The sequence below is a fragment of the Rossellomorea sp. y25 genome, assembly GCF_038049935.1.
Classification (GTDB): Bacteria; Bacillota; Bacilli; order Bacillales; family Bacillaceae_B; genus Rossellomorea.
This window is the reverse complement of record NZ_CP145886.1, coordinates 1,233,025-1,256,355: the sequence shown is the minus strand read 5'-3', so window position 1 is coordinate 1,256,355 and position 23,331 is coordinate 1,233,025. Positions and strand designations below refer to the sequence as shown.

25 protein-coding genes are annotated in these 23,331 nt (G+C 44.2%); 12 read left to right on the top strand and 13 right to left on the bottom strand.

The window, feature by feature from the left end; genetic code table 11:
* Positions 1-7 precede the first annotated feature (7 nt).
* The 3 genes from murQ to AAEM60_RS06175 all read left to right on the top strand — a co-directional run bounded on the left by murQ (position 8) and on the right by AAEM60_RS06175 (position 3,735).
* Positions 8-907 (top strand): N-acetylmuramic acid 6-phosphate etherase, encoded by a 900-nt coding sequence (gene murQ, locus AAEM60_RS06185; protein ID WP_299744804.1) that lies wholly within the window; start codon positions 8-10, stop codon positions 905-907.
* Positions 908-1,006: 99 nt separating this feature from the next.
* Positions 1,007-2,419 (top strand): glycolate oxidase subunit GlcD, encoded by a 1,413-nt coding sequence (gene glcD / locus AAEM60_RS06180; protein ID WP_299744801.1) that lies wholly within the window; start codon positions 1,007-1,009, stop codon positions 2,417-2,419.
* Complete coding sequence (locus AAEM60_RS06175) at positions 2,416-3,735, top strand: (Fe-S)-binding protein (RefSeq protein ID WP_299744798.1); 1,320 nt, start codon at positions 2,416-2,418, stop codon at positions 3,733-3,735. The genes glcD and AAEM60_RS06175 overlap by 4 nt, the downstream gene beginning before the upstream one ends.
* An 88-nt stretch (positions 3,736-3,823) precedes the next feature.
* Here AAEM60_RS06175 and AAEM60_RS06170 read toward each other — a convergent pair whose 3' ends face one another.
* The 3 genes from AAEM60_RS06170 to bioD form a co-directional block, all read right to left on the bottom strand.
* Positions 3,824-3,982: a hypothetical protein gene (locus AAEM60_RS06170; protein ID WP_341357677.1), complete on the bottom strand. Its 159-nt coding sequence runs from the start codon at positions 3,980-3,982 to the stop codon at positions 3,824-3,826.
* Between the two features lie 344 nt (positions 3,983-4,326).
* On the bottom strand, positions 4,327-5,646 hold the full coding sequence (bioA, locus tag AAEM60_RS06165; RefSeq protein ID WP_299745139.1) for an adenosylmethionine--8-amino-7-oxononanoate transaminase: 1,320 nt from the start codon (positions 5,644-5,646) through the stop codon (positions 4,327-4,329).
* Between the two features lie 16 nt (positions 5,647-5,662).
* Positions 5,663-6,391 (bottom strand): dethiobiotin synthase, encoded by a 729-nt coding sequence (bioD, locus tag AAEM60_RS06160; RefSeq protein ID WP_299744795.1) that lies wholly within the window; start codon positions 6,389-6,391, stop codon positions 5,663-5,665.
* An 85-nt stretch (positions 6,392-6,476) separates the two neighbouring features.
* On the opposite strand from bioD, the gene AAEM60_RS06155 reads away from it, so the two are divergent.
* On the top strand, positions 6,477-7,055 hold the full coding sequence (locus AAEM60_RS06155; RefSeq protein WP_299744792.1) for a biotin transporter BioY: 579 nt from the start codon (positions 6,477-6,479) through the stop codon (positions 7,053-7,055).
* Positions 7,056-7,214: 159 nt separating this feature from the next.
* On the opposite strand, the gene AAEM60_RS06150 is transcribed toward AAEM60_RS06155, so the two are convergent.
* From AAEM60_RS06150 to AAEM60_RS06140, 3 genes are all read right to left on the bottom strand, one after another.
* Complete coding sequence (locus AAEM60_RS06150) at positions 7,215-8,132, bottom strand: ketopantoate reductase family protein (protein ID WP_299744789.1); 918 nt, start codon at positions 8,130-8,132, stop codon at positions 7,215-7,217.
* 130 nt (positions 8,133-8,262) lie between these two features.
* Positions 8,263-8,871, bottom strand: coding sequence for a methyltransferase (locus AAEM60_RS06145; protein WP_341357676.1), 609 nt, complete (start codon positions 8,869-8,871; stop codon positions 8,263-8,265).
* A gap of 43 nt (positions 8,872-8,914) precedes the next feature.
* Positions 8,915-9,472, bottom strand: coding sequence for a GNAT family N-acetyltransferase (locus AAEM60_RS06140; RefSeq protein ID WP_341357675.1), 558 nt, complete (start codon positions 9,470-9,472; stop codon positions 8,915-8,917).
* A 230-nt stretch (positions 9,473-9,702) separates the two neighbouring features.
* Between AAEM60_RS06140 and AAEM60_RS06135 the strand changes: the two genes are divergently transcribed.
* From AAEM60_RS06135 to AAEM60_RS06125, 3 genes are all read left to right on the top strand, one after another.
* Positions 9,703-10,662 carry a sodium:calcium antiporter gene (locus tag AAEM60_RS06135; RefSeq protein WP_299744781.1) on the top strand — a complete coding sequence of 320 codons (960 nt, stop codon included), beginning with the start codon at positions 9,703-9,705 and terminating at the stop codon, positions 10,660-10,662.
* 127 nt (positions 10,663-10,789) lie between these two features.
* On the top strand, positions 10,790-11,020 hold the full coding sequence (locus AAEM60_RS06130; protein ID WP_341357977.1) for a hypothetical protein: 231 nt from the start codon (positions 10,790-10,792) through the stop codon (positions 11,018-11,020).
* Between the two features lie 7 nt (positions 11,021-11,027).
* Positions 11,028-11,705 carry an NAD(P)H-dependent oxidoreductase gene (locus AAEM60_RS06125; protein ID WP_341357674.1) on the top strand — a complete coding sequence of 226 codons (678 nt, stop codon included), beginning with the start codon at positions 11,028-11,030 and terminating at the stop codon, positions 11,703-11,705.
* A gap of 48 nt (positions 11,706-11,753) precedes the next feature.
* Here the strand turns inward: AAEM60_RS06125 and AAEM60_RS06120 are convergent, their stop codons facing one another.
* The 4 genes from AAEM60_RS06120 to AAEM60_RS06105 form a co-directional block, all read right to left on the bottom strand.
* The gene (locus AAEM60_RS06120) at positions 11,754-12,812 is read right to left on the bottom strand and encodes a C45 family peptidase (RefSeq protein ID WP_299744776.1); all 1,059 of its coding nucleotides are present in this window, start codon (positions 12,810-12,812) and stop codon (positions 11,754-11,756) included.
* Positions 12,813-12,884: 72 nt separating this feature from the next.
* Complete coding sequence (locus AAEM60_RS06115; RefSeq protein ID WP_341357673.1) at positions 12,885-13,403, bottom strand: hypothetical protein; 519 nt, start codon at positions 13,401-13,403, stop codon at positions 12,885-12,887.
* 215 nt (positions 13,404-13,618) lie between these two features.
* A complete protein-coding gene (gene clpP, locus AAEM60_RS06110; protein ID WP_341357672.1) occupies positions 13,619-14,218 on the bottom strand; it encodes an ATP-dependent Clp endopeptidase proteolytic subunit ClpP in 600 nt (199 codons plus the stop codon).
* Between the two features lie 3 nt (positions 14,219-14,221).
* On the bottom strand, positions 14,222-14,908 hold the full coding sequence (locus AAEM60_RS06105; RefSeq protein ID WP_299744767.1) for a sigma factor-like helix-turn-helix DNA-binding protein: 687 nt from the start codon (positions 14,906-14,908) through the stop codon (positions 14,222-14,224).
* Between the two features lie 184 nt (positions 14,909-15,092).
* Between AAEM60_RS06105 and AAEM60_RS06100 the strand changes: the two genes are divergently transcribed.
* The 4 genes from AAEM60_RS06100 to AAEM60_RS06085 all read left to right on the top strand — a co-directional run bounded on the left by AAEM60_RS06100 (position 15,093) and on the right by AAEM60_RS06085 (position 18,898).
* Positions 15,093-15,761: a response regulator transcription factor gene (locus AAEM60_RS06100; RefSeq protein ID WP_299744764.1), complete on the top strand. Its 669-nt coding sequence runs from the start codon at positions 15,093-15,095 to the stop codon at positions 15,759-15,761.
* Position 15,762: 1 nt separating this feature from the next.
* Complete coding sequence (locus tag AAEM60_RS06095) at positions 15,763-17,133, top strand: ATP-binding protein (protein ID WP_341357671.1); 1,371 nt, start codon at positions 15,763-15,765, stop codon at positions 17,131-17,133.
* A gap of 72 nt (positions 17,134-17,205) precedes the next feature.
* On the top strand, positions 17,206-18,243 hold the full coding sequence (locus AAEM60_RS06090; protein ID WP_341357670.1) for an ABC transporter permease: 1,038 nt from the start codon (positions 17,206-17,208) through the stop codon (positions 18,241-18,243).
* A 1-nt stretch (position 18,244) separates the two neighbouring features.
* The gene (locus tag AAEM60_RS06085) at positions 18,245-18,898 is read left to right on the top strand and encodes an ABC transporter ATP-binding protein (RefSeq protein WP_299744755.1); all 654 of its coding nucleotides are present in this window, start codon (positions 18,245-18,247) and stop codon (positions 18,896-18,898) included.
* Positions 18,899-18,941: 43 nt separating this feature from the next.
* Here AAEM60_RS06085 and AAEM60_RS06080 read toward each other — a convergent pair whose 3' ends face one another.
* Both AAEM60_RS06080 and AAEM60_RS06075 read right to left on the bottom strand, forming a co-directional pair.
* Positions 18,942-19,964 (bottom strand): hypothetical protein, encoded by a 1,023-nt coding sequence (locus AAEM60_RS06080; RefSeq protein WP_341357669.1) that lies wholly within the window; start codon positions 19,962-19,964, stop codon positions 18,942-18,944.
* 144 nt (positions 19,965-20,108) lie between these two features.
* Positions 20,109-20,975: a DMT family transporter gene (locus tag AAEM60_RS06075; RefSeq protein ID WP_341357668.1), complete on the bottom strand. Its 867-nt coding sequence runs from the start codon at positions 20,973-20,975 to the stop codon at positions 20,109-20,111.
* Between the two features lie 211 nt (positions 20,976-21,186).
* On the opposite strand from AAEM60_RS06075, the gene AAEM60_RS06070 reads away from it, so the two are divergent.
* On the top strand, positions 21,187-22,722 hold the full coding sequence (locus AAEM60_RS06070) for a multicopper oxidase (protein WP_341357667.1): 1,536 nt from the start codon (positions 21,187-21,189) through the stop codon (positions 22,720-22,722).
* Positions 22,723-22,866: 144 nt separating this feature from the next.
* Here the strand turns inward: AAEM60_RS06070 and AAEM60_RS06065 are convergent, their stop codons facing one another.
* Positions 22,867-23,301: an SRPBCC family protein gene (locus AAEM60_RS06065; protein WP_341357666.1), complete on the bottom strand. Its 435-nt coding sequence runs from the start codon at positions 23,299-23,301 to the stop codon at positions 22,867-22,869.
* Between the last annotated feature and the right edge of the window lie 30 nt (positions 23,302-23,331).

The window sequence follows — 23,331 nt, the reverse complement described above, 5'->3', positions numbered from 1 at the left end:
ATAGAATATGGACCTTCATAAGATCCTGACTGAAACGAGAAATCCTCAAACATTAAACATAGATACATTGAGCACGGAGAAGATTTTAGAAAGAATCAACGAAGAAGATCAAACCGTTGCATACGCCGTGGAAAAAACCATCCCAGTAGTATCACGTGTGGTCGATTCCATCGTAGCGAGGTTGAAAAATGGCGGCCGTCTTCTTTATGTAGGTGCAGGCACAAGCGGACGCCTGGGCATCCTAGACGCATCGGAATGCCCGCCTACCTTTAGCACAAATCCCGGCCAGGTGATCGGAATCATCGCGGGTGGTGAAAGAGCCATCCAGTTTCCCTTAGAAGGCGCCGAGGATGATGAAGAGGGCGGCCGCAACGAAATCGCGATTCGTGAAGTTGGCGCAAATGATGTCGTGGTTGGTATCGCCGCAAGCGGACGGACGCCTTATACGATCGGAGCTTTAAAGGAAGCAAAATCAAGAGGGGCTGTAACCGCGTCTGTTGTGTGCTCACCTCAATCCCCGATGTGTGATGTAGCCGACCACTCGATCGTCGCAGAAGTCGGTCCGGAAGTCGTCACAGGATCGACGCGCATGAAAGCCGGAACAGCCCAAAAATTGATTTTGAATATGCTCACTACCGCATCCATGATCAAACTGGGCAAGGTATACAGCAACTTAATGGTCGACGTGATGCCTTCAAACGCAAAACTGAAAGTCAGAGCGCGAAACATCATCATGGAAGCAGCGGACGTCTCCGAACAGGAAGCAACCGAAGCCCTTGAAACATTCGGCAGCGTCAAACCTGCCATCCTATCGCTTCTGACAGGCCTCGAAGAAAAAGAAGTCTACGACCTTCTCACACTTCACAACGGCCACCTGCGATCAGCCATGAAAGCAGCAATTAAATAAGCTATTATGAGGGACGGACCTTGACCCATCGTCAGGTATCGTCTCTTTACTCTTTTTATACAAGATATGAAAAACATGTTAATAAAGGTGGAATTTAGTATGATCACTCCAGAAATAAAAAAACGTTTCATCGAAATCGTCGGCGAAGAAAATTACCGGGATACACCCGCAGAAAAGCTTGTCTATTCCTATGATGCAACTCCTAATTACCAATCCATGCCTGACGCGGTCATCGTCCCCCGTTCGACAGGGGAAGTATCAGAAGTCGTAAAAGTCTGCAATGAGCACCGTATTCCCATCGTCCCTAGAGGGTCCGGAACGAATCTCTGCGCAGGTACCTGCCCTACAGAAGGCGGACTTGTACTCTTATTCACCCATATGAACAAGATCCTGGAAGTCGATGAAGAGAATTTAACAGTGACGGTCCAGCCGGGTGTTGTGACCCTGGATCTCATTCATACAGTAGAAGCAAAGGGTCTTTTCTATCCTCCTGACCCAAGCTCCATGAAAATCTCAACGATCGGTGGGAACATCAATGAGAACTCCGGTGGTTTGAGAGGGCTGAAATATGGCGTAACCCGCGATTATGTGCTGGCATTGGAAGCCGTCCTCCCCAATGGAGACATCATCCGTACCGGGGGGAAACTTGCGAAAGACGTAGCCGGCTATGATTTGACCCGCCTTTTTGTCGGATCTGAAGGAACACTTTGCGTCATCACAGAAGCGACATTAAAGTTGGTTCCCATGCCCGAAACGAAGCAGACGATGCTGGCCCTTTATCAGGATATCGAAGCAGCTGCCCAAAGCGTTTCCAGCATTATCGCCAATCGTATCATTCCGACTACCCTTGAATTTTTAGATCAGCCTACACTTGAGGTGGTCGAGGATTTCGCCAAAATCGGCTTGCCAACCGATGTAAAAGCGGTGCTCTTGATCGAACAGGACGGTCCTCCGGAAGTGGTTGCACGTGATATGAACCGAATGGAGGAAGTTTGTTTGCAGAACAACGCTGTATCTGTTCAATTAGCCAAAACGGAGATAGAAGCAGATGCCCTTCGTACCGCCCGCCGTTCTGCCCTATCGGCACTGGCACGTCTTAAACCGACGACGATATTAGAGGACGCGACGGTTCCCCGCTCGGAAATCGCCAAGATGGTGAAAGCGATCAATGATATTTCCGATCGCTATGAGTTGAAGATTTGTACCTTTGGCCATGCCGGGGACGGAAATCTTCACCCGACGGTTGCGACTGATGCCCGGGACCATGATGAAATGGAGCGCGTCGAAGCGGCCTTTGAAGAAATCTTTGCTCATGCCATTGAATTGGGTGGAACCATTACCGGAGAACACGGAGTCGGCATGATGAAAGCCCCTTATCTCGAATGGAAACTTGGACCTGAAGGCATTGCAGCCATGAAAATGATCAAGCAATCATTCGATCCAACTAACATAATGAATCCGAATAAAGTATTCGCTAAAGAATCAAGAAAACGTGTGGTGATTTCAAGATGACAACCCTTTTAGAAAAACAAAAGATACAGCAGGAATTTAAAGACCGAATGGATGAAGATGAATTATTGAATTGCATGAGATGCGGATTCTGTCTCCCTTCCTGTCCTACGTATATAGAATCAGGATTTAAAGAATCCCATTCACCGCGCGGTCGAATCGCCTTAATGAAGGCAGTGGTGGATGGCGTCATCGAACCCGATGAAGAAGTTGAACGAACATTGGATCTATGCTTAGGCTGCAGAGCCTGTGAACCCGTTTGTCCTTCCGGAGTGAACTACGGTCACCTTTTAGAAGAAGCACGCGATATCATCAATCAAAATAAAAAGCACTCCCTTCCTGTACGGGTTCTTAGAAGAACCGTTTTTGAAGGATTATTCCCACACCCGGACAGAATGAGAATGGTCACGAACCTTCTCGGAATCTACCAACGCTCAGGACTGCAGAAGGCGGTACACACTACGGGTGTTATGAAACTATTTCCGGAAAGCATGGCGACAATGGAGCGCGTACTTCCTCAAGTTCCAAAGCTGAAAGACATGAAGGAGCGCCCAACGTCTCTTTCCTCGATTGGGGACGTTCGTAAAAAAGTCGCTTTCTTCTCTGGCTGTTTAATGGATACGATGTTTCTGGAAACAAATAATGCCACTACGAAACTATTGCAGCTGGCAGGCTGTGACATCGTGATTCCAAAAACGCAAACCTGCTGCGGAGCCTTGCATGGCCATAGCGGTGAAAAGGACTCGGCAAAGGATTTGGCAAAGCGAAACATTGCCGCATTTGAAGAATCAGGAGTCGATTACATTATCACCAATGCCGGAGGATGCGGAGCCTTTCTCGTCGACTATGATCACTTACTGAAGGATGATCCCGATTGGAAAGATCGTGCGGTTCAATTTAAAAATAAAATCAAAGACATCTCCTCCATTCTTGTAGAATTAGAGTTTCATAAAAAGAAATTGAACGTTTCCCCTCAACGAATCACGTATCAGGATTCATGTCACTTGCGAAACGTTCAGCGGACATTTGTGGAACCAAGACTTCTCCTGCAATCAGTGGAAGGTGCTGATTACGTTGAGATGAAACAAGCCGATCACTGTTGTGGTTCAGCCGGGATCTACAACATCGTCGAATCCGAAATGTCCATGAAGATCCTCGATCACAAAATGGACAACGTCGAACAAACCCAGGCAACCACCATCATCACATCAAACCCGGGCTGCCTCCTCCAAATGAAACTCGGCATCGAACGAGAAGGCCTATCCAATAAAATGCGAGCAATCCACATCGTAGACTTTTTATTGGAAGCAATTCAGTGAGAGGGACGGACCTCCTCATTTACTCAAATCCCGTTAAATCAATGTTTTGGTTTTGGGTGGGGTGATTGGAGGTCCGTCCCTCCTTTTTTCACTTTTTGATTTTGAAGAATGAAAAGTAGACGAGAAAGGATAGGATGATACCATAGGCAGCTAATAGGGTAAGGGCATTAGTGGCGTTTGATGTAAGCCAGATAGATATGGCAGCGATGAGGACTATTGGTGCGCTCATCCAGATTGTTTTGCTCATTTTGAGACCTCCTTTGAAACTAAGTGATGGATATTGATATATACGTTTTGGTGGGAGAATGGTTTCCTTTTTTGTTGTTGAGAGGTGGATATTTTGGTGTGTACCCGGTACAATTCAGGGGTTTTGTACCCTGTACATTCTCGCTTTTTTGCACCCCTTACAAATCACATTATTTTGACTGTTGGATTCCATCTATATTCCTCCTGTTAATTTCCAGCGTTTTTTCACCTGCTAAACTACCACCCTATCAAACAATAAAGGGACGAACCCCATCCAAGGTCCGTCCCTCTCTCTACTTTCTCTACCGTTTTGATTAGCAGTGCTGGGTGGTTGAAGGTCCGTCCCTAAACCCCAACTGCTTTCTTCGTTGTGATGCATATTGCTTCTTCCATAATTCGTACCATTTTCTCGAGCTCTTCTTCGGTTGTGGCGAGTGGTGGCATGAAGACGATGGTGTCTCCGATCGGCCGGGTCAGCATGCCCAGTTCACGCATCTTTATGGTGGTACGGTAGCCGACTCTGTCTTCCCATAGGAACGGCTCTTTACTGGCTTTATCCTGTACCAACTCAATGCCGCAGATCATCCCTAGCTGTCTAATGCTGCTTACATGGGGATGGTCCTTTAATGGAACTAATAAGGTTTCAATGATTCCCGCTTTCTCTTGAACTTTTTCAATCAGATTTTCTCTTTCATAGATCTCCAGATTCGCCAATGCCGCAGCACAGCCGAGCTGATTCCCTGTATAGGAATGGCCGTGGAAGAAGGTTTTCAATGACGTGTAATCATCATAGAAAGCTTCATAGATTGCTTCTGTGGTAAGGGTTGCTGCAATCGGGAGGTATCCTCCGGTGATCCCTTTTGCCACAGTCATGATGTCCGGCTGGACCTGTTCATGCTCGACAGCGAACATTTTTCCTGTACGGCCGAAGCCTGTTGCCACTTCATCGACAATGAGAAGCACCTCATATTTCCGGCAAAGCTTTTCGACGCCTTTAAAGTAGCCCTTCGGCATAATATTCATACCACCAGCACCCTGTATCAACGACTCCACTGTCATCCCGGCAATCTCATGGTGGTTCTCTTTCAAAATACCTTCCAGCTCTTCGAGTGCACGATCTCGAATCTCTTCCTCATCTACTAAATCTGGATGATGAACGACGTCCGGGAACGGAGCAACGAGTGATTCAAACATAAGGGATTTGTAGACTCTGTGAAAAATGTCCACCTTCCCGACGCTGATCGCACCGACTGTATCTCCATGGTACGCATTTTGGAGAGTGATAAACTTCTGCTTTTCCGGTTTCCCTTTATTTTGCCAGTATTGATAAGCCATTTTAATGGCAATCTCAACAGAGGTTGCACCGCTGTCTGAGTAGAAGACTCTCGCTAATCTCTCCGGGGAAAGTTGGACCAGCTTCTCGGCTAACAAAATTGATGGAACATTGGTGGCACCGAGAAGAGTAGAGTGAGCGATTTTATCGAGCTGATCCTTAATCGCTTGATTGATTTCCTCATTGCGATGGCCATGGACATTTAGCCAAAGGGAAGAATAACCATCAAGATATTCGTTCCCGCAGATGTCCCGAAGATAAACCCCTTCCCCGCTTTCAATCACCAACGGGTTCTCATCATAATCTTTCATCTGTGTAAACGGAAGCCACATATATTGACTGCTTTTTTCAATAAGCTGTAATTGATTCACTCTGTATATCCTCCTCTGACTCTTCTAGTTTCCAATTCTTGAATAATTCCGCTACATCGACAGTTTCAAAAGAATCCTGTGATATGTTTGGCAGTACACCGATTACCTTTACACCGGTTAATGTTTCAATCATTCGTTTGTTGTCCCGCTCGATCTCCTCCATTTCATCTATGGATGTCTGATTCAGGATGATGCCTGCGATTTTAATACTCCGCTGTTTCAATGCCATCACAGATAGTACCGTATGATTAATTGTGCCAAGTCCAGCCCGCGCGACAAGAATGACAGGCAGTGACACTCGTTCGATTAAATCAAGAATGGTTGCTTCTTCGTTTAACGGGACAATCAGTCCTCCCGCTCCTTCAATCAGTAAAAGTTCGTGAATGCCTTGTAACTTCTCCACTTGTTCTAAAATTGGCTTCAATTCAATCGAAACACCGTCTATTGCAGCTGCCAGATGAGGAGAGCTTGGCGTTTTTAATACATATGTATTCGCATCTTTTCCAAAAGAACGATTGGTGACCTCTTCATAAAATTCAGTATCAGGGGCTACTAGTCTACCTTTTTTCAAGACAGCTCCACTTTGTACGGGCTTATAGGGGAACGCATCAATGCCCTTTTCCAAGAAGTACTTTGTTAACAATCCAGTTGTTATCGTTTTTCCGATATCCGTATCTGTGCCGGTGATGAAAAACCCTTTCATCATTTCCCTCCTTTTATGTCAACCTTATTTACAAATAGGTTAACATTTAAGATAATAACAATCATACCACAGTTTTAAGGAGGAGAAAATGGAAATGGGAAAAACTAGAGAGATGGTCTTATGTGGTCTTTTTGCGGCATTAATGGCAGTAGGAGCGAATGTGTCTCCGTTTTTAATGATCGGAGGAGTTCCGGTCACCCTTCAATTGGTGTTTGCCATCATTGCCGGAGGAGTGCTTGGAAGCCGCGTGGGCGCGAAGGCGATGACGGTTTATTTAGCTCTGGGATTAGTAGGGGCACCGGTGTTTGCACAATTTAAAGGAGGACCTTCAAGTTTATTCAGTCCTACCTTTGGATTTATTCTATCCTTTATCGTGGTTGCGTTCGCCGTGGGAATCGTTTTGGAAAGGAAGCGTACATTTGGAGGATATCTCATTGCAGGAATCCTCGCCCTATTGTTAAATTACATAATCGGAACGAATTTCATGTACCTTGCCCTAACATTTTGGGCAGAAGCACCGGACGGATTCAGTTACACGGTTGCCTGGGGATGGATGGTTGCGTATCTGCCGCTGGACGTAGTAGTCACGGTTGTTTCCATGGTGGTTCTTCAGCGATTATATAAGGTGGTCCCGTCGAGGAATATGAGTCCTTCTTTTCATAAATAAGGGGATGGTGCAATGAGCTTGTATAGATTGGCAGCTGAGGGATTGGATTCAGCTGCTGATTTTCAGCATTTATTTAACAACTGCCTTCCATAAAACCAACTCCATTTCACAAAAAAAAACATCCAACACCTTATAACAGGCATCAGATGTCTATCATCTTTATTTACTCGCTGTCTCATAAATCTTCAAATTCCCATAAATCAAACGCAACTCTCTTGCTTCAATCCCCTGTGCTTCAGCAGCCTTCAATAAATATCCGTATAAATGATCCGCTTCTACGGAGAGATTTTTTTCCATATCCCGCTGTAAGGATGATTTCATACTGTAGCCCATTTGATTGATTTTATCGTATTGAGCTTCTTCTATTTTCTCAGCAAGTGGTGCTTTCAAGCTTCTCATAACCGCTGCGGCTTCATAAAGGACTCCTTTGATCCTATCTGCACCCTCACCTATTTCCCGAATCGGTCCAATCGGTGCCCGGAATAAGGATGTTACACCTGAAAGAGTGGTGATAAATAAATACTTATGCCACATATCCTGTTCGATGGTGTCGGATAATCGAAAGTTTGCCTTCGTTCCTGAAAAGGCCTCATCTAGCTTCACAATTCTATCCGTTCGCTCACCACTTCTTTCTCCAAAAACGAGATCATGAATGGGACTCGATTGAATGACCTTCCCTGTTTCATCAAGCGTCGACTCCACAAAGCATAAACCGCCAATCACTCTTTCTTCCCCGAATGCTTCTATAAGGTCGCCTACGTGTGACATCCCGTTTAAAAGTGGAAGGATCATCGTATTTTCACCTACAAAGGAGTGAATACTCTCGATAGCTCCCTTGAGATGATAAGCCTTGGTTGAAAGGATAATGGCGTCAAAGGGCTCTGCTTTTTCTTCTGATCTCAGCGTTTTCGGCTCGCAGTGAAAATCACCATGTACACTTTCAATAAGCAATCCATGCTCTTTCAGCTGCTGCTCTCTTCGCTCACGGACGAGAAACGTAACATCCTCACCCTTTTCTACCAATCTACCTCCGAAGTAGCCACCAACGGCACCTGCACCAACAACTAGTATTCTCATTCTCCAACCGCCTCCTTTTCCTTTTCACATGCCATGTACTATTCTCCGATATGAAAGCGGATAAATCAAAAATATTGGCTTTGCCCTAAAAAAAAGGTGCCCTCCCAAAGCTAGTCAGGAGACACCCCATTCAATACATCAAACCGTACACCAAAAATCGCTCATACTCATTCTTTTCATAATCCCCTGACAAGTTCACTTCTTTCCGCAAGACAAAAAGGGGGTGATCTTCTAAATAATGCACATAATCATCCGAGCTATAATACAACACGATCTCGATATCACGTGGTGATTGTTCCACTGAAAAGAGGATGTTATTGATGATCCTCATGAAAATTTGAACAGAGAACGGATTGAAAAAGTAAAATCGGTTATCCTTTGGATGGATCCTATACTCTTCTGCCAGGCAGTGATAAAAGTAGAGATTTTCACGTTTGGCTTTTGCTTTTTTTAAATAGCTTTTCCGGTTCGCCACGGCTTCTTCATAAAACTCTTCATTCATTTCAATGCCAACAACGGTAGATTGAAATAGGTGGTGAATTAAGAAATTCAATCGTCCTTTCCCACAACCGAAATCGACCACACGATCGCTGCTATTCAATCTATAATGTCGGAATAATTCATCCAATGCCTGATACGGAGTCGGCTCGTACCGATGATAATTAAAAGACCGGTGAAACCCCATCTGCAACTCACTCGTACGAACACCTAATAATTCATCATAATACTCTTCCTTCATACATACTCCTTTTTGAAGGTCCGTCCCTCTCGGACCTCAAAGTTTAGTAGAGGTAACCAAGCATGTCCAGTTGGCCGCTTGACCATTTTTTGGTACCTATTGGTTTGATCATGAGTTCGTTTATGGTTTCGGTCCCAATGCCCCTGGTGGTCTGGTTTTGGTCGTTGATTTTCATCCACGTGCATTGGTTGGACACCGATTGGAAGCCATTTTTTTTATATAAGGAAGGATCATCGGCAAATAAGAGAAGGAAATCGATATTTCGCCCATTACAGAACCTTTCTAATTCGAAGAGAAGTTGTGATCCGATTCCCAGGGAGCGACTACCCTTTGAAACGCACAAATCGATTACCCCCAATACATTTATAGGCTCACCTTCCAATTTCATGACTCGGTAATCCACCCCAACATGCCCCACTAAACGTTGATCTTCGTTATGGACGAGATACCTGAAATGAGGAATCTGTTTAAAGTAAATTCTATCATCAGGATAGCCATCTCCAAAACATTCATTTAATAATTCTTGTATTTCAGCTTTCATTTTTCCTTTGATATCATAATCAACTATTTGTTTCACTTGATATTCCCTTTCCACTTTCACACGTTCGCCTCCTCATAAAATAATATAAGCACTTTCATTGACAAACCTTCAAAATCCTAATACATTAATAGTAACAAGGGGAGTAGCGACCGGTAAACGGCTGGTGAATCGTCATCACGGTATGAAAATACCTGGTTCATCAGGCTTTAGCTCATTCTTCAGCACGCAAGACCTTGGTACAAAATTTGTGCCGGGGTCTTTTTTGTATGCGCTGGCTTGGAGGGGATTATATGGTTTACATTGTTTTTCTACTTGCTGCAGCCATCGTGGTTGCGGCTGCTATTTACCTGAATCAGTTCGGAGATGTCATCAGTAAGAAGTCTTCATTAAGTGGGGCTGTCGTTGGAACATTCCTCATTGCAGGGGCAACGTCACTTCCGGAATTAACAACGAGCTTAACGGCGGTTTATATCGATAACCCTGATATTGCCGTAGGAAACATGCTCGGCAGTAATGTGTTCAATCTTTTTATTCTGGCAGTGGTGGATCTGATTTATCGTAAAAGAAGATTGTTCCAAAAGGTGAACAGGAAGGCAAATATTCCTTCTGCCCTATTTGGATTCCTGTTTCTCACGATCATCATTTTCGCCCTTTTTATGCCGGGCTCCATTGAAGTTTTTGGCGTTGGGATTGAAATGTTCTTTATTATCATTCTATACTTCGTTGCGATGAAATTCGTTTCCAGCGATGATGCAGAAGGAGAATCTGTACCTGCGAAGGATTATTCCCTAAAAGCGGCCGTTATAGGTTTTATCATTGCTGCACTGGTCGTATTTGCGTCAGGAAGTGTGTTATCGATTGCAGGTGACCAATTGGCAAAGGCAACAGGTATGAACGCAAGCTTTGTAGGCAGCTTTCTCATCGCTGCTTCCACTTCCCTGCCTGAGCTTGTTACAGTCCTTGCTGCTTTTAAACTGGCAAACTATAATATGGCGATCGGCTCTATTCTCGGAAGCAACCTCTTTAACATACAACTGCTCGTCCTGACCGATGTCCTTTACCGAAAAGGCGCCATCCTTGAAGCAGTCGACAGTTCCCATATCTTTATCGCGGGATTGGGATTATTGATGACACTCGTCATCGTCTACTTGCTTCTTCGCCCGACAAACGTGATGAACAAGTGGAGATATATGGCTCCATCTTTTATTATAACCGTTTTGTATATTGTCGTATCTTATGTATTGTTTTAAATATCAAAGAGGGCAGGACAAAAGTGTTTTAGTCTAAGTAAAACCCGAACAAACCTGCTTCCTAGAAGGTGGATTGGTTCGGGTTTATATTTATTTCCATACATTTGATTTTAGCTGTTTCCAGCGGTTGATTGGAGTGCACGACGAAGACTCCTGCGGGAAAAGTAGCTTATGTGAGACCCCGCAGGCTTGCCGAGGAGGCTCACCGGCTACCCGCGGAAAGCGAAGTCTTGCACGGAAATCATTAGCGGTATTAAGAAACTACACCAAACGATTAAGAATTGTTCAGGCACATCACATGATTCACCTTCTCACTTATGGTAAATTAAACATGATTGAATCAATGGATAAGGAGTGAATGTTTAATGGCTGATAATAAAGAACGAGTAAAGCAAGACATTTTAGATGCCTACCATTTTAGACATGCAACAAAGGAATTCGACCCAAACAAGAAAGTGTCCGATGACGATTTCAGGTTCATCATGGAAACCGGCCGTCTGTCACCAAGCTCGTTTGGATTCGAACCTTGGAGATTCGTCGTGATTCAAAATCCTGAACTGAGAGAAAAGATCAAGAATACGGCTTGGGGAGCGTACGGAAAGCTGCCTGAAGCCAGTCATTTCGTCGTGATCCTGGCCAGAACGAAAAAAGATACGAAATACGATTCACAATACTTACAAGATCATTTTAAAAACGTGAAACACTTGCCCGAAGATCATATGGCAAAATACTTAGAAAAGATCGAGCAATTCCAGAAGGTTGATTTCGATTTACTTGAAGGCGATCGTCCCCTATACGACTGGGCCGGAAAGCAAACCTATTTAGCCCTTGGAAATATGATGACGGCAGCCGCTCAAATCGGGGTCGACTCGTGTCCGATCGAAGGCTTTGACATTGAAAAGTTGAATACGCTTTTAGATGAAGAAGGGTTATTGGAAGATGGTCGTTTCAGCATTTCCGTCATGGTGGCATTCGGATACCGGGTAAAGGATCCAGTACCGAAAACGCGTCGACCATATGAAGATGTCGTGAAGTTCGTTTAATCTTAATATGCCCCCGGTTACAGGACCGGGGGCATTTTTTATGAAATTCTACTGTTTAAACCAATCGGCTCCTTCATCCATGTGCACAAAGGGAATATCCGTATCCACCTCACCCATGATCTTTTCAAGGACAACATCTTCCCCTTCAAGCCACTTGGCAAAATCAAAGACAACTGGTTCCCGGTCCCCACCCAGGGCAAACCAAGCCTTCATCTCACTAGGAAAATAAGCAGATGTATGGATGGTGCCAGCCCAGCTTCCGTATAAATCGGAGAAAACGCCTTTATCAGTATCATTCATTAAGCGGAATGCTTCATGGGCATCTGTTGCCTGCTTATTTTGAATGATACTCAATCGGCGTTTCGAATCGACCAGATGATTTCGATTTTCATGAGTCATCACTTCAAAATGATTCGTACACGCATTCGACTGCCGAATCTCCACGCCACGAGGGGAAGTCTCAATGATAAAGGTTTCACCGCTTCTGTCATACACCACATAACTAAAAGAGTGCCGGTGAGGAATTTCTTTCAGCATCTCAACAGCTTCCGATACATCTCCGCATGATTCCAGAATCAAACGTCCAATCATACAGCAAATGAAGCCATCCCCCGGGTTTTTCCGATGCATGAAGTTATATCCAATGGCCAATCCTTTCTCATTCATACCGTCCATCCGTCCCGTCACCCGCTGACTCGGTCCGATGATACTATACCCTCCATCCGTCGGCTTGTAAAAGGTATACCTTCCCTCATACGTCTTCGGATGATAATCATAATTTCGGATCAAATAATTTTTGCCCGTCATAATCGAGCAGCCGGACTTCACATACTCAACACGATATCCGCCAAACTCCTTCAGTACTCTTTCCAACGGCCACTCGAGCGCCTCTTGTAATCCAAGAAGTTCATCCCAGATGCCAGGGGCAAATCTTTTGATCGCTCCCTTTGTTTCCCTGATGCCGATGGAAAAGCGCTGTTTTCGTACCTTCCATTGATTCTCGCGATTTCTCACCGTGACCGAATCCTTTATCCTAGACCCTTGCATATAACCAAAATCGTAATGAGATCCACGAAATTGAATCACATCGCTATGTATTGTTTTCATGCTAAAACCTCTTTTTGTCAGAATGTATTCTATAAGGATAATAGAATGGATGAGAAAAAGAAAGGAATCCTGCTACACACGCCTATCAACGGGAAGAAAAACCATTTTCACAAAGCATATGACAAACGCCACCCCCGATACCAATAGCCCAAGAAAGAATCCTACAGAGGTCATAACCCCGTCCTCACCTGGATACTGAGGTACATAAGTGACCCATTGATACAGGATGAACAAAAAGAGAAGCAAATAGAAACTGCTTCCCACCATACCTGCCTTCAGTCTCTCACCTTTCTCCCACTCTTTCGCACTTCCAATTGAACTCCACACCAGGATACTCACCACAACAGCAGCCAACATGATAACAAGGTGAAGGTATGGAATCATCATCAAGGTAAGACCATACAATATCAGTCCTGTTGTACCAAATAAAACCAGATTCATCCCAAATAAAAAACATCCGACTGCCCAAGGATTTTGAAACCACTCATACGTATTCAAGGAATCAATCCACTTAAATGAATAGGCTTTCTCACTTGGCGTTCTCATGAAAATAAAAACCCCGATAAGCCCCAAAAGTATAACCAATGTCACCTGCGATTCCTCCCTCATACACATAAAATATCATGGTTTATTTTACCATACCCTTCTTGAGTTATGGCGTATCGTGAGAAATGTACCAGGTACAAATTCCACGTTCTGTGCCTGGTACACCCTTCCCCTTCGTTCAGCTGCTGAATTCCTCTCCATTATCAGCAAATGAATGACATAAAAAAGGAACGGCCCCAACGACCGTCCCTTCCTTTCCATCATTTCTTCTCTATAATTTCATCGATAATCCCATATTCCTTCGCCTCATATGCACTCATGAAATAATCACGGTCGGTATCAAGGGCAACCTTTTCAACGGGCTGGCCTGTTTTTTCAGAAATGATTTCGTTGATGTGCTGTCTTAGCTTCAGAATCCGCTTCGCTGAAATCTCCAGGTCTGTAGCCTGCCCACGGGCACCACCTAATGGCTGATGAATCATGATTTCACTGTTTGGTAAGGCAAACCTTTTTCCCTTTGTCCCTGCAAGCAGCAGCATCGCGCCAAAAGAAGCCGCCATTCCGGTGCAGATCGTTCGAACATCAGGACTTATATAGTTCATCGTATCAAAGATGGCGAACCCCGCTGAAGTGGAGCCACCAGGGCTATTGATATATAAGGAAATGTCTTTCTCCGGATCGTCTGCAGCAAGGAATAACAATTGGGCGACAATGCTGTTGGCCATCTGGTCATTCACTTCATCACTCACCATGATGATCCGGTCTTTTAACAATCGTGAATAAATATCGTAGGATCGTTCCCCTTTGCTTGACTGTTCAATGACATAAGGTATGGTATTCATCCTTACTTCCTCCTTCATTCGTTATGCAGCTAGTGAGAGGACGCTTGAAGGAGAGCCAGACGTTCGTACAAATCGGCCTTGGGCGGGAGCATGTGCAAGGAGGATTGGAATGTATGCCAAAAGAAGACTGGGATCCTGGGCCATTAGGCTGCGGTATAAAATCGCGTTCAACTCCTTCTGAAGCGCTTCATTCCAGTAGGTTTGAACGCCGCACCCGTCTCCATCATCGGAGAATTTTTTCAGCTTTTCCCTCGATCGATTCAGCAAGGCTTTCACAGCGGTTTCCGTCATCCCCAGAACTTCTGCCACTTCAGAAATCTTGAATTGAAACGCCTCTTTCAAAACAAAAGTGACTAACTGTTTGGGTGTCATCTTTCTTGAAAGCTTCTCCAGGGTTTCAAGACTGATCCCCTCATTTGGAATGTCTTCAGCCTTCACTTCCGGGACTCCGCCAATCGCTTCCTTACTCTGTTTCCGAACTTTATCCACCCATAGATGATAAGCGATTTTATTAAGTAAAGATGATTTCCACTGTTGAGCAGGATAATGACTCAGTGCCTTACATATGGACTCTTGAGCCAAGTCCTCACCGTCCCATTTGCTCTTCGTCAGAAAATAGCAGTATCGATAGAGCTTGGGAACAAGCTCTTCCATGACTTCATCATTTGGCTGTCCTTCATTCTTTTTTAAGCCAGATCTCGTTTGCATCGTCCTCACTCCTTTGAATCCTCTCATACTTATAACGGATGAATTGGTTAAAAAGATATGGGTGAAAGATATTTTTATTTATATTATATCCAACAGTACTGGAATGGGTCATTAATTGGTGTAAGCAGCGTGAGTTATGCTAAAGTTGATTCATAAAAACAGGTGACGGAAAAGAGGATTAGTGATGATTTCAATACTTGTCGTAGATGACGATCCCCATTTACGTAAGCTTATACGTGTTCATTTAGAGCAGAATGGCTATTTGGTTACTGAAGCACAAGACGGGGACGCAGCTTCTGTCATTCTTGAAGCACAGTCGATCGATTTGGCGATTGTCGATTTGATGATGCCAAATAAGGATGGGTTTCAATTGGCGAAGGAAATCAGGGAAACCTACGATATTCCGATTATTATTTTAACCGCTAAGAACAGTCTTACCGATAAAGCGAAAGGCTATGAAGCCGGAACCGATGATTATATGGTAAAGCCCTTTGAAAAGGAAGAGCTTCTCTTTCGAGTACAAGCGATCCTGAGGAGATTTCACCGTGCCGCTCCCCAGAAAATTCGTCTCAATGAAATGATTCTTGATAAACGATCGTACGAAGTGAAGGACGGAGCAAAAACAATCATTCTTCCACTTAAAGAATTTGAATTATTATATTATTTAGCGAGCTTCCCTAACAGAACCTTTTCACGGGAAGAAATCATTCAACATGTATGGGGAATGGACTTTGAAGGGGATGACCGAACGATTGATGTCCATATTAAAAGGCTTCGTGAACGTTTCCGTCATTCCGATGATTTCTTGATCACTACTGTTCGTGGAATTGGCTATAAATTGGAGGTGACCTAAAATGCGCTCGCTGTATGTCCGGATTGTTGTCGTCACCCTTCTTATCATGTTGACGAGCAGTGTCATTGCTTTCATCGGTTCGAATCTTTACTATCAACATATTTTAAAGCCAGCCAATGATGAAAAAAACACTGAAATCGCGAAAGACATCGTTGATCTATTTAATGCAGCTTCAATGGATGCTCCTGGTTTTTTTCAAAAAACGGCGAAGCTCAGCTATCAATTTTATGTAACAGATGGGAAAGCTCCCGGAACATTCTACGGAGAGGACTTCCGTGATCAAAGCCTTTCTCAGGAAATTGTAGAAAGTGTTGTGAACGGATCCACTTACCATGGAATTGCCAATTATCCATCTACCACATTTGTGACCGGATTTTTCTCAAATGAATTAACCAACAGCATTGGTGTTCCCATTGAAATTGATGGAAAACCCCATGCCCTGTTCATGAGACCCAATGTGAAACAACAGTTTAATGAAATTCATATTCTTTTATCTGTCCTGCTTCTTTTTACGATACTTCTCAGCATGCTGATCGTGTTCTTCAGTACCCGCTATCTTGTGAAACCGATTCGTGAATTGACGAATGCCACGAAGAAAATTGCCGGCGGTGAGTATTCGATTCGACTGAATGAAAGCCGCAAGGACGAAATCGGTACCTTAGCCCGCTCCTTTACAACCATGAGCCGGCAGCTGATGCAGGTGGAGAATATGCGACAGGAGTTCGTTTCAAATGTTTCGCATGAAATCCAGACGCCCCTGTCCTCCATGAAGGGCTATGCCAATCTGCTTCTCTCCCCTTCCTTGTCAGAAGAGGATCGGGACCATTACTTAAAAGTGATTGAATCAGAAAGCACCAGGCTGTCGAAGCTGAGTAAGCAGCTGCTGACCCTCGCTTCTCTCGATAAGGATAATGGATCGATTCAACATGAACCCACTAACATGACTCAATTGCTCCATGATCTCATGAAACAAACACGATGGCTGTGGGAAAGAAAAGACCTCGCTGTGTCCATCCAAGCCGAAGATGTGACTTATAACGGTCACGGAGAGCTGCTCTATCAGGTATTTGAGAACCTGTTGGCAAATAGCATCAAATACACACCACCAGGGGGCGAAATCAACCTGTTCCTTCACAAACATCACCAGGGGTTCAGGTTTATTATTGAAGACAGCGGAATCGGCGTTCCTCCTGAACACCAGGGAAAGATATTTGAACGTTTTTACAAAGCAGATTACTCACGAAGTAAAGAAAAGGATAGCAGCGGCCTTGGCCTTTCCATTGTCAAAAAGATCATCACCCTGCACCATGGTGAAATCCATGTTGAGAGCAGGACCAATAAAGGAACCACCTTTACGGTGACTCTTCCTTAATCCGTTGTTCATCTTCCGTTCATACTTCTCTTTTATCATTAGTGAGAAGTAATGAAAGGGAAGGTGATTTTTTTGTTTCTAGCATGGAAAGAAATGCGCTATGGGAAGGTAAAGTTTTTATTAATTATAGGCATTATCACATTAATCACGAGCCTGGTACTATCGATATCAGGACTTGCCAATGGATTATCGGTGGATAACGCTTCGGCTATAAAGAATATGCCTGCTGACACGTATGTGGTGGAAGCTGGTGACAAGCATCAGCTTGAACGATCACAGATAACAGAACAAGAGATTGCTTCTATAAAAGGAGGATCTCCTCTTGGTTTGAAAATGGTAGAGATCGATCAGGGGGGCAAGACGGTAAATGTAAGCCTATTTGCCGCTGACCCCGACAGTACTTTTATGCCAACGACGGCAGATCACCCGAAGCTTGCTCCCTATGAAGTTCTTGCTGATCCTGGCCTGAAGAAAGAAGGGTTGGAGATTGGGGATTCTTTCACCTACGACGACAAAAAGTGGGTGATCAAGGGATTTACTAAAAAACGATTCAGCTACGGCCACACGCCGGCCGTTTTTACATCTTTAGAAACATGGGAGGATCTTTATGGCGATTCGCTCACATACCAAGCGATTCTATTTACGAATGAAGGAATGATAGACACGCCTTCAAAAATGGATACCGTGTCTAAAGAAGAGATTCTATCTAATGTGCCTGGCTATTCTGCAGAGCAAGGCTCACTGAATATGATGGTGATCTTTCTGCTCATCATATCAGCGATTGTATTAGCCACCTTCTTCTATGTCATGACCCTGCAAAAACTTCACCAATACGGTGTTTTAAAAGCGATCGGGACGAAAGCGGGCATTCTTCTCGGTGCACTATTCGCGCAAATTTCCACCCTTACCATCGCAGGCATCGTTGCAGGGAATGTCGTTACCTTCGGACTTACATTAGTGATTCCGGCAGACGTACCTTTTGAATTATCGGTCACCATGATCCTATTCAACAGTGCATTAATTCTATTGATGGCGTGGATCGGTTCCCTTTTATCCTTTAGAAGCATTGTGACTGTGGATCCATTACAAGCAATCGGGAGTGTGAAATAAGATGACAGCCATTTTAGAGTTACATGATGTGAGCAAAACATATGAACAGGGAAATGAGAAGCTGAAGGTATTGGACCATGTATCCATGAGGGTAAATCCAGGTGAGTTCGGTGCCATATTAGGACCTTCCGGATCGGGAAAAAGTACGCTTCTCTCCATCATAGGAGCCTTAACCAGTCCGTCGAGTGGTGAAGTGAAAATGAACGGGCGAAACGTCCACAATCTAAACGAGAAAGAACAAACATCCCTTCGCCTCAAAGAGATCGGCTTTATCTTTCAACAATCAAACCTGGTTCCTTTTTTAACGGTGGAAGAGCAATTAGTGTTTGTAGGAAAGCTGAATAAACAGGGGGACAGACTCCGGAAACGGGCAGGGGAATTATTATCCCACCTCGGATTGGCTGATCGCAGGTCCCATTATCCTGAACAGCTGTCAGGCGGGGAGCAGCAGCGGGTTGCCATCGCCCGTGCCCTCATGAACGAACCAAGATTGATCCTCGCAGATGAACCTACTGCAAGCCTGGATCAAGCTCGCGGCAAGTCCGTCGTGGAGCTTCTCGCCAAGGAAACAAAGGAAAGAAATATCGCCACCATCATGGTGACACATGATGAAACGATGATCGGGCATTGTGATTGGGTGTATCGGATGAAGTGATCGATGCTGAGTGCCTGACTTTATTAAAAGTCAGGCACTTTTTTCATGAATTCCTTACCTCCAACAATTCCTTCAACCTCTCCGGCTCATCCACCCTTAGAGCAATTTCAGAGACTCTTTGCTTTCTCCCCATAAACATCGTTGCTTCCACTGGTTCTTTCAAAGATAGAACGACTTGTGGATGAATCTCTTCAAAGTCTTTATGCATGAAAACGAGTGCTTCTTTGCCAGGTTTCCTCCCCCATTCGATTTGTTCAATTTGATTAAGAGGTAAGCCTATTCGTTGCATCAACCCTTGCGTCACATAAAGATGACCATTTTTCACTTCCAGTGGATGCAGCCTGGTAATCTGAATTTCAGCTATAAACAATAGAACGGTATAAACGTTCAGAATCAAGAGAATGAAAGACAGAATCGGAAGCTTGGAATGAAGCCACCAGTGGATACCGATCGTCTCGATCACGACGGCATGGATGAGCATGATGTTCATGGCAACGGCACTGGTCTTATGATGCATCGTTACTGCACCGGCATGGACAGGAGGTTTGCTGCGCCAGCACAATAGAGCATAGTAAACCATTAACACCTCTGAGGAAAGGATCCGGTTCAGAATGTGACCGGTCACTTTTTTCTCTACTGCCGGCAGCAAAGAAAAGATCGGTCCTACTCCAGATGATCTCATGGCAGATCGAATTTCGGGGAATTTTCGTACAGCAAGGAAGATAAGCCCAACCTCTGCTGCCAGGAATAATACTTCTAAACCGATCCCGGAATAGAGAAGGATAGTGAACGGTTCAAATAATTCTTCAGGAATGATGAATCTGGCTAACACAAGGCCGAATACCATCAATCCAACGACTTGTTTCTTCGACAGTTTGAATGCGGCATAGGCCAGGGCCGGGGAAATAATCATCAAATCCAGTAGAGATCCTATGACTACTCCCCTCTCCAATTCTATCGATAGAAATCGTTGAACCACTGATTGATACAATAAAAGATTACTAAGGAGAACGACACCTAACAGGGCGATTGCCCACTTGGCTGATTTTGTTTCGCGCAGGACCATGAAAACTCCCCTCTCCGCAATTAATTCCATATACTTACATTATAGCTCTTTCAGCTTTTTTGGAAATACTGATTTTCAAAAAGCTGTCATTTTCTCTTTCCTTAACAAAAAAATCCCCATCCGGTAAAGGGATGAGGAAAGGAATCATGCTTCTGATTTGTTACCTGCTTGATTATTTTTCAAAAACATATATAACGAAGCAGCAAAGATGATGACGTATCCGATGATGCTTAATACGTCAGGAATCTGCCCGAATAAGAAGATGCTGATCATGGCGGAATACACGACGGTTGAATAGAAAAAGATTGATATTTCCCTTGCAGGTGCAAACTTGTAAGCCATCGTGATTCCGAACTGACCCACTGTCGCGAAAACGCCGGCGGATAATAGATAAATCCATTGCTGAGCGCTCATCGGTTCATAAAAAGCGATCACGAACGGAATAAGTACGACAGTCGTAAAAAATGAAAAGTAAAAGACTACCGTATAAAATTTCTCTCTGCTTCCCAACACACGAAGGACCGTGTATGCCCCTGCTGCGAAAATAGCAGAAAACACTCCAGCCAAATATGGAATAACATCAAAGGAGAACGCAGGTTTGATGATAAACAAGGTACCGATAAACGCAATGATGATCGCCACTACCTGGAAAACACGTGTCCTTTCCCTCAAGAAAATAGCCGAGAAAATGATGGTCAGGAACGGACTGAGCTTATTCAACATATCGGCATCGGATAACACCAGATGATCAATCGCATAGAAGAACAGGACGATCCCGACAGCCCCTAAACTGGAGCGCAGCAACAGCAGCTTCTGATTTTCTTTCTTACCGAATAATCGCTCCTTATGATAGCGGACAAAACCGAATGCGATGAATGCAGAAACGATGTTCCTGAAAAAAGTTTTTTGGATCGTCGGCACATCTCCTGACAGCTTCACGAATGCAGCCATCAGGGAGAAACCAAACGCTGATAGAAGTAATAGGAGTATTCCTTTATTTCGATTTGACATGACTTCCTCCAATGATTGAACGATTTAGCAACTTAGATAGTGTAACAAATTTATGATGATTTATGGAGAATTTAAACTGAAGTAAAGGAGCCCGACAAAAAACGCTACCCTCCAATGGGAATAGTGTATTCTACCTTTTTTATAGGGAAAGAGGATATTTCAAAAACGACCGAAATACATATCAATAAATGGTTCCATATAAAGGAGGATTATGATGCTTGAGAAATTCGTCGACCAGCTGCCTGTCATGGGAACGATCCATCCCACCTCTTCGCACAAGGATTCCCTTTATTACGAAGTGACCATGAAGGAGGGAATGCAAAAGCTTCACCGGGATCTCCCTCCTACTAAAATATGGGGTTACAACGGACAATTCCCAGGTCCTACCTTTAGAGCGAAACGCAATCAAACTGTGCGGGTACTATGGAAAAATGAACTTCCAGAGGAGCATTTCCTCCCCATCGATACAACTGTTCACGGGGCGGAAAAGGATAACCCGGAGGTCCGTACCGTGGTTCATCTTCATGGTGGCGCTACCCCTGATACGAGCGACGGTTACCCAGATGCCTGGTTTACAAAGGACTTTAAAGAGGTCGGTCCTTTCTTTGCAGTGAAAGTCTACACGTACCCCAATCAACAGCCAGCCACTACTCTTTGGTACCATGACCATGCAGTAGGGATCACCCGCCTGAATATATATGCCGGACTCGCAGGTGCTTATATCATCCATGACGAAAAGGAGAGGTCTTTGTCCTTACCCCAAGTTCCATACGATATTCCCTTGGTGATCATGGATCGTTCCTTCAATAAAGATGGATCACTCTACTATCCTTCACAGCCTGATCCTCCCAATACTTACGTCAATCCCTCCATCCGCTCTAATTTCTTTGGAGACACGATCCTGATTAACGGGATGGTATGGCCATACTTAGAAGTCCAACCACGCCGCTATCGCTTTCGGATAATCAATGCTTCTAATTCCCGGACGTATCAACTCTCACTCTCTAACGATCATCCGTTTATCCAAATCGGTTCCGATCAAGGTCTCCTCCCTGCACCTGTTAACGTCCGGAAGATATTACTCTCTCCAGCTGAACGAGCGGATGTCATCCTGGACTTTTCTTCCATGAGAGGGCAAGTCATAACCATCCAAAACGATGCGCCGGCACCTTTTCCAACGGGTGATCTTCCTGATCCTGATACGACGGGAGTCCTGATGCAGTTCCGTGTGAACAAACCACTCGTAGGGACAGATACGAGCAAGATTCCATCAACATTAAATGCTGTACCAAGGTTGAAAGAGAGCAATGCTTATCAAACCAGAAATCTTCTGTTGAACATGAGTAATGATCAATACAAGCGGGAAATTCACCTTTTAAATAATCAATTATGGTCGGATCCAATTACAGAAATGCCCCTTCTTTGGAGTATTGAGATATGGAATTTCATCAACGTAACAGAAGAATCCCACCCCATCCACTTGCATTTGGTCAGGTTTCAAGTCCTCGACCGACAGAAATTCGATAAGGAGATCTATCAAACGGGAGGGAGTGTTGTACCCATTGGACCTCGTATCAAACCCGAGGCCAATGAGCAGGGCTTGAAAGATACGGTTTGTGCAAACCCAGGGGAAATGACACGGATTATTGTGCCATTCGGTCCTTATACAGGGTTATATGTCTGGCATTGTCATATTTTAGAGCATGAGGATTATGAAATGATGAGGCCTTATGTGGTGATCAAATGAACCTGAATACAGTCTGCCCCTTTTCAGGAGCAGACTTCTCTTTTTAGGCAGACAGGGGATACACACCAGATTTTTCTTGCTCACCATTCCACAAGAAAAAGGAAGGCTGAATTCTTTAGTTTCAAGAAAACAGCCTTCTTCCTTTTAGCTCTCCAAAATGTCTTTGATTCTTTTTAAATCCTTTTTGTTCGCTTTTTTCATCATGGTAGACATAAAAGGCGCCACCCATTTAGAAAAACCGGTGGGCTTTCCTTGATTTCGGAGAGTCATCCTTGTCACTTGTTCATCAAGTGCCTCCCATGTATAGGTGGTTTCCATTGGAAACGGTCCGTTTGCGGTTTTCATTACAAGCTTCTCACCCGGGATAAACTCCGTAATTTCATAAACGTAAGAGAGTTCCTTCCCTAAGAATTTTGCTTTAAATGCAACTTGAGAGTCAATGGATAAAGGCTTATCCGTCAACCATTCTGCCGAATCAATATTTACGTACCATTCTGGTGCATTTTCTGGATCGGAAGCATACTCCGAAACCTTATGAAGCGGGCAGCGAATGGTTATTTCTGTCAGTACATCTACCATTTTTATCACCTTTTATGAACTTTTTCGTAT

Bases quoted from the DNA above. Each gene is read 5' to 3' on its own strand.
- murQ (WP_299744804.1), top strand. From the start codon at position 8: ATGGACCTTCATAAGATCCTGACTGAAACGAGAAATCCTCAAACATTA.
- glcD (WP_299744801.1), top strand. From the start codon at position 1,007: ATGATCACTCCAGAAATAAAAAAACGTTTCATCGAAATCGTCGGCGAA.
- AAEM60_RS06175 (WP_299744798.1), top strand. From the start codon at position 2,416: ATGACAACCCTTTTAGAAAAACAAAAGATACAGCAGGAATTTAAAGAC.
- AAEM60_RS06170 (WP_341357677.1), bottom strand. From the start codon at position 3,982: ATGAGCAAAACAATCTGGATGAGCGCACCAATAGTCCTCATCGCTGCC.
- bioA (WP_299745139.1), bottom strand. From the start codon at position 5,646: ATGTGGCTTCCGTTTACACAGATGAAAGATTATGATGAGAACCCGTTG.
- bioD (WP_299744795.1), bottom strand. From the start codon at position 6,391: ATGATGAAAGGGTTTTTCATCACCGGCACAGATACGGATATCGGAAAA.
- AAEM60_RS06155 (WP_299744792.1), top strand. From the start codon at position 6,477: ATGGAAATGGGAAAAACTAGAGAGATGGTCTTATGTGGTCTTTTTGCG.
- AAEM60_RS06150 (WP_299744789.1), bottom strand. From the start codon at position 8,132: ATGAGAATACTAGTTGTTGGTGCAGGTGCCGTTGGTGGCTACTTCGGA.
- AAEM60_RS06145 (WP_341357676.1), bottom strand. From the start codon at position 8,871: ATGAAGGAAGAGTATTATGATGAATTATTAGGTGTTCGTACGAGTGAG.
- AAEM60_RS06135 (WP_299744781.1), top strand. From the start codon at position 9,703: ATGGTTTACATTGTTTTTCTACTTGCTGCAGCCATCGTGGTTGCGGCT.
- AAEM60_RS06125 (WP_341357674.1), top strand. From the start codon at position 11,028: ATGGCTGATAATAAAGAACGAGTAAAGCAAGACATTTTAGATGCCTAC.
- AAEM60_RS06120 (WP_299744776.1), bottom strand. From the start codon at position 12,812: ATGAAAACAATACATAGCGATGTGATTCAATTTCGTGGATCTCATTAC.
- clpP (WP_341357672.1), bottom strand. From the start codon at position 14,218: ATGAAGGAGGAAGTAAGGATGAATACCATACCTTATGTCATTGAACAG.
- AAEM60_RS06105 (WP_299744767.1), bottom strand. From the start codon at position 14,908: ATGCAAACGAGATCTGGCTTAAAAAAGAATGAAGGACAGCCAAATGAT.
- AAEM60_RS06100 (WP_299744764.1), top strand. From the start codon at position 15,093: ATGATTTCAATACTTGTCGTAGATGACGATCCCCATTTACGTAAGCTT.
- AAEM60_RS06095 (WP_341357671.1), top strand. From the start codon at position 15,763: ATGCGCTCGCTGTATGTCCGGATTGTTGTCGTCACCCTTCTTATCATG.
- AAEM60_RS06085 (WP_299744755.1), top strand. From the start codon at position 18,245: ATGACAGCCATTTTAGAGTTACATGATGTGAGCAAAACATATGAACAG.
- AAEM60_RS06080 (WP_341357669.1), bottom strand. From the start codon at position 19,964: ATGGTCCTGCGCGAAACAAAATCAGCCAAGTGGGCAATCGCCCTGTTA.
- AAEM60_RS06075 (WP_341357668.1), bottom strand. From the start codon at position 20,975: ATGTCAAATCGAAATAAAGGAATACTCCTATTACTTCTATCAGCGTTT.
- AAEM60_RS06070 (WP_341357667.1), top strand. From the start codon at position 21,187: ATGATGCTTGAGAAATTCGTCGACCAGCTGCCTGTCATGGGAACGATC.
- AAEM60_RS06065 (WP_341357666.1), bottom strand. From the start codon at position 23,301: ATGGTAGATGTACTGACAGAAATAACCATTCGCTGCCCGCTTCATAAG.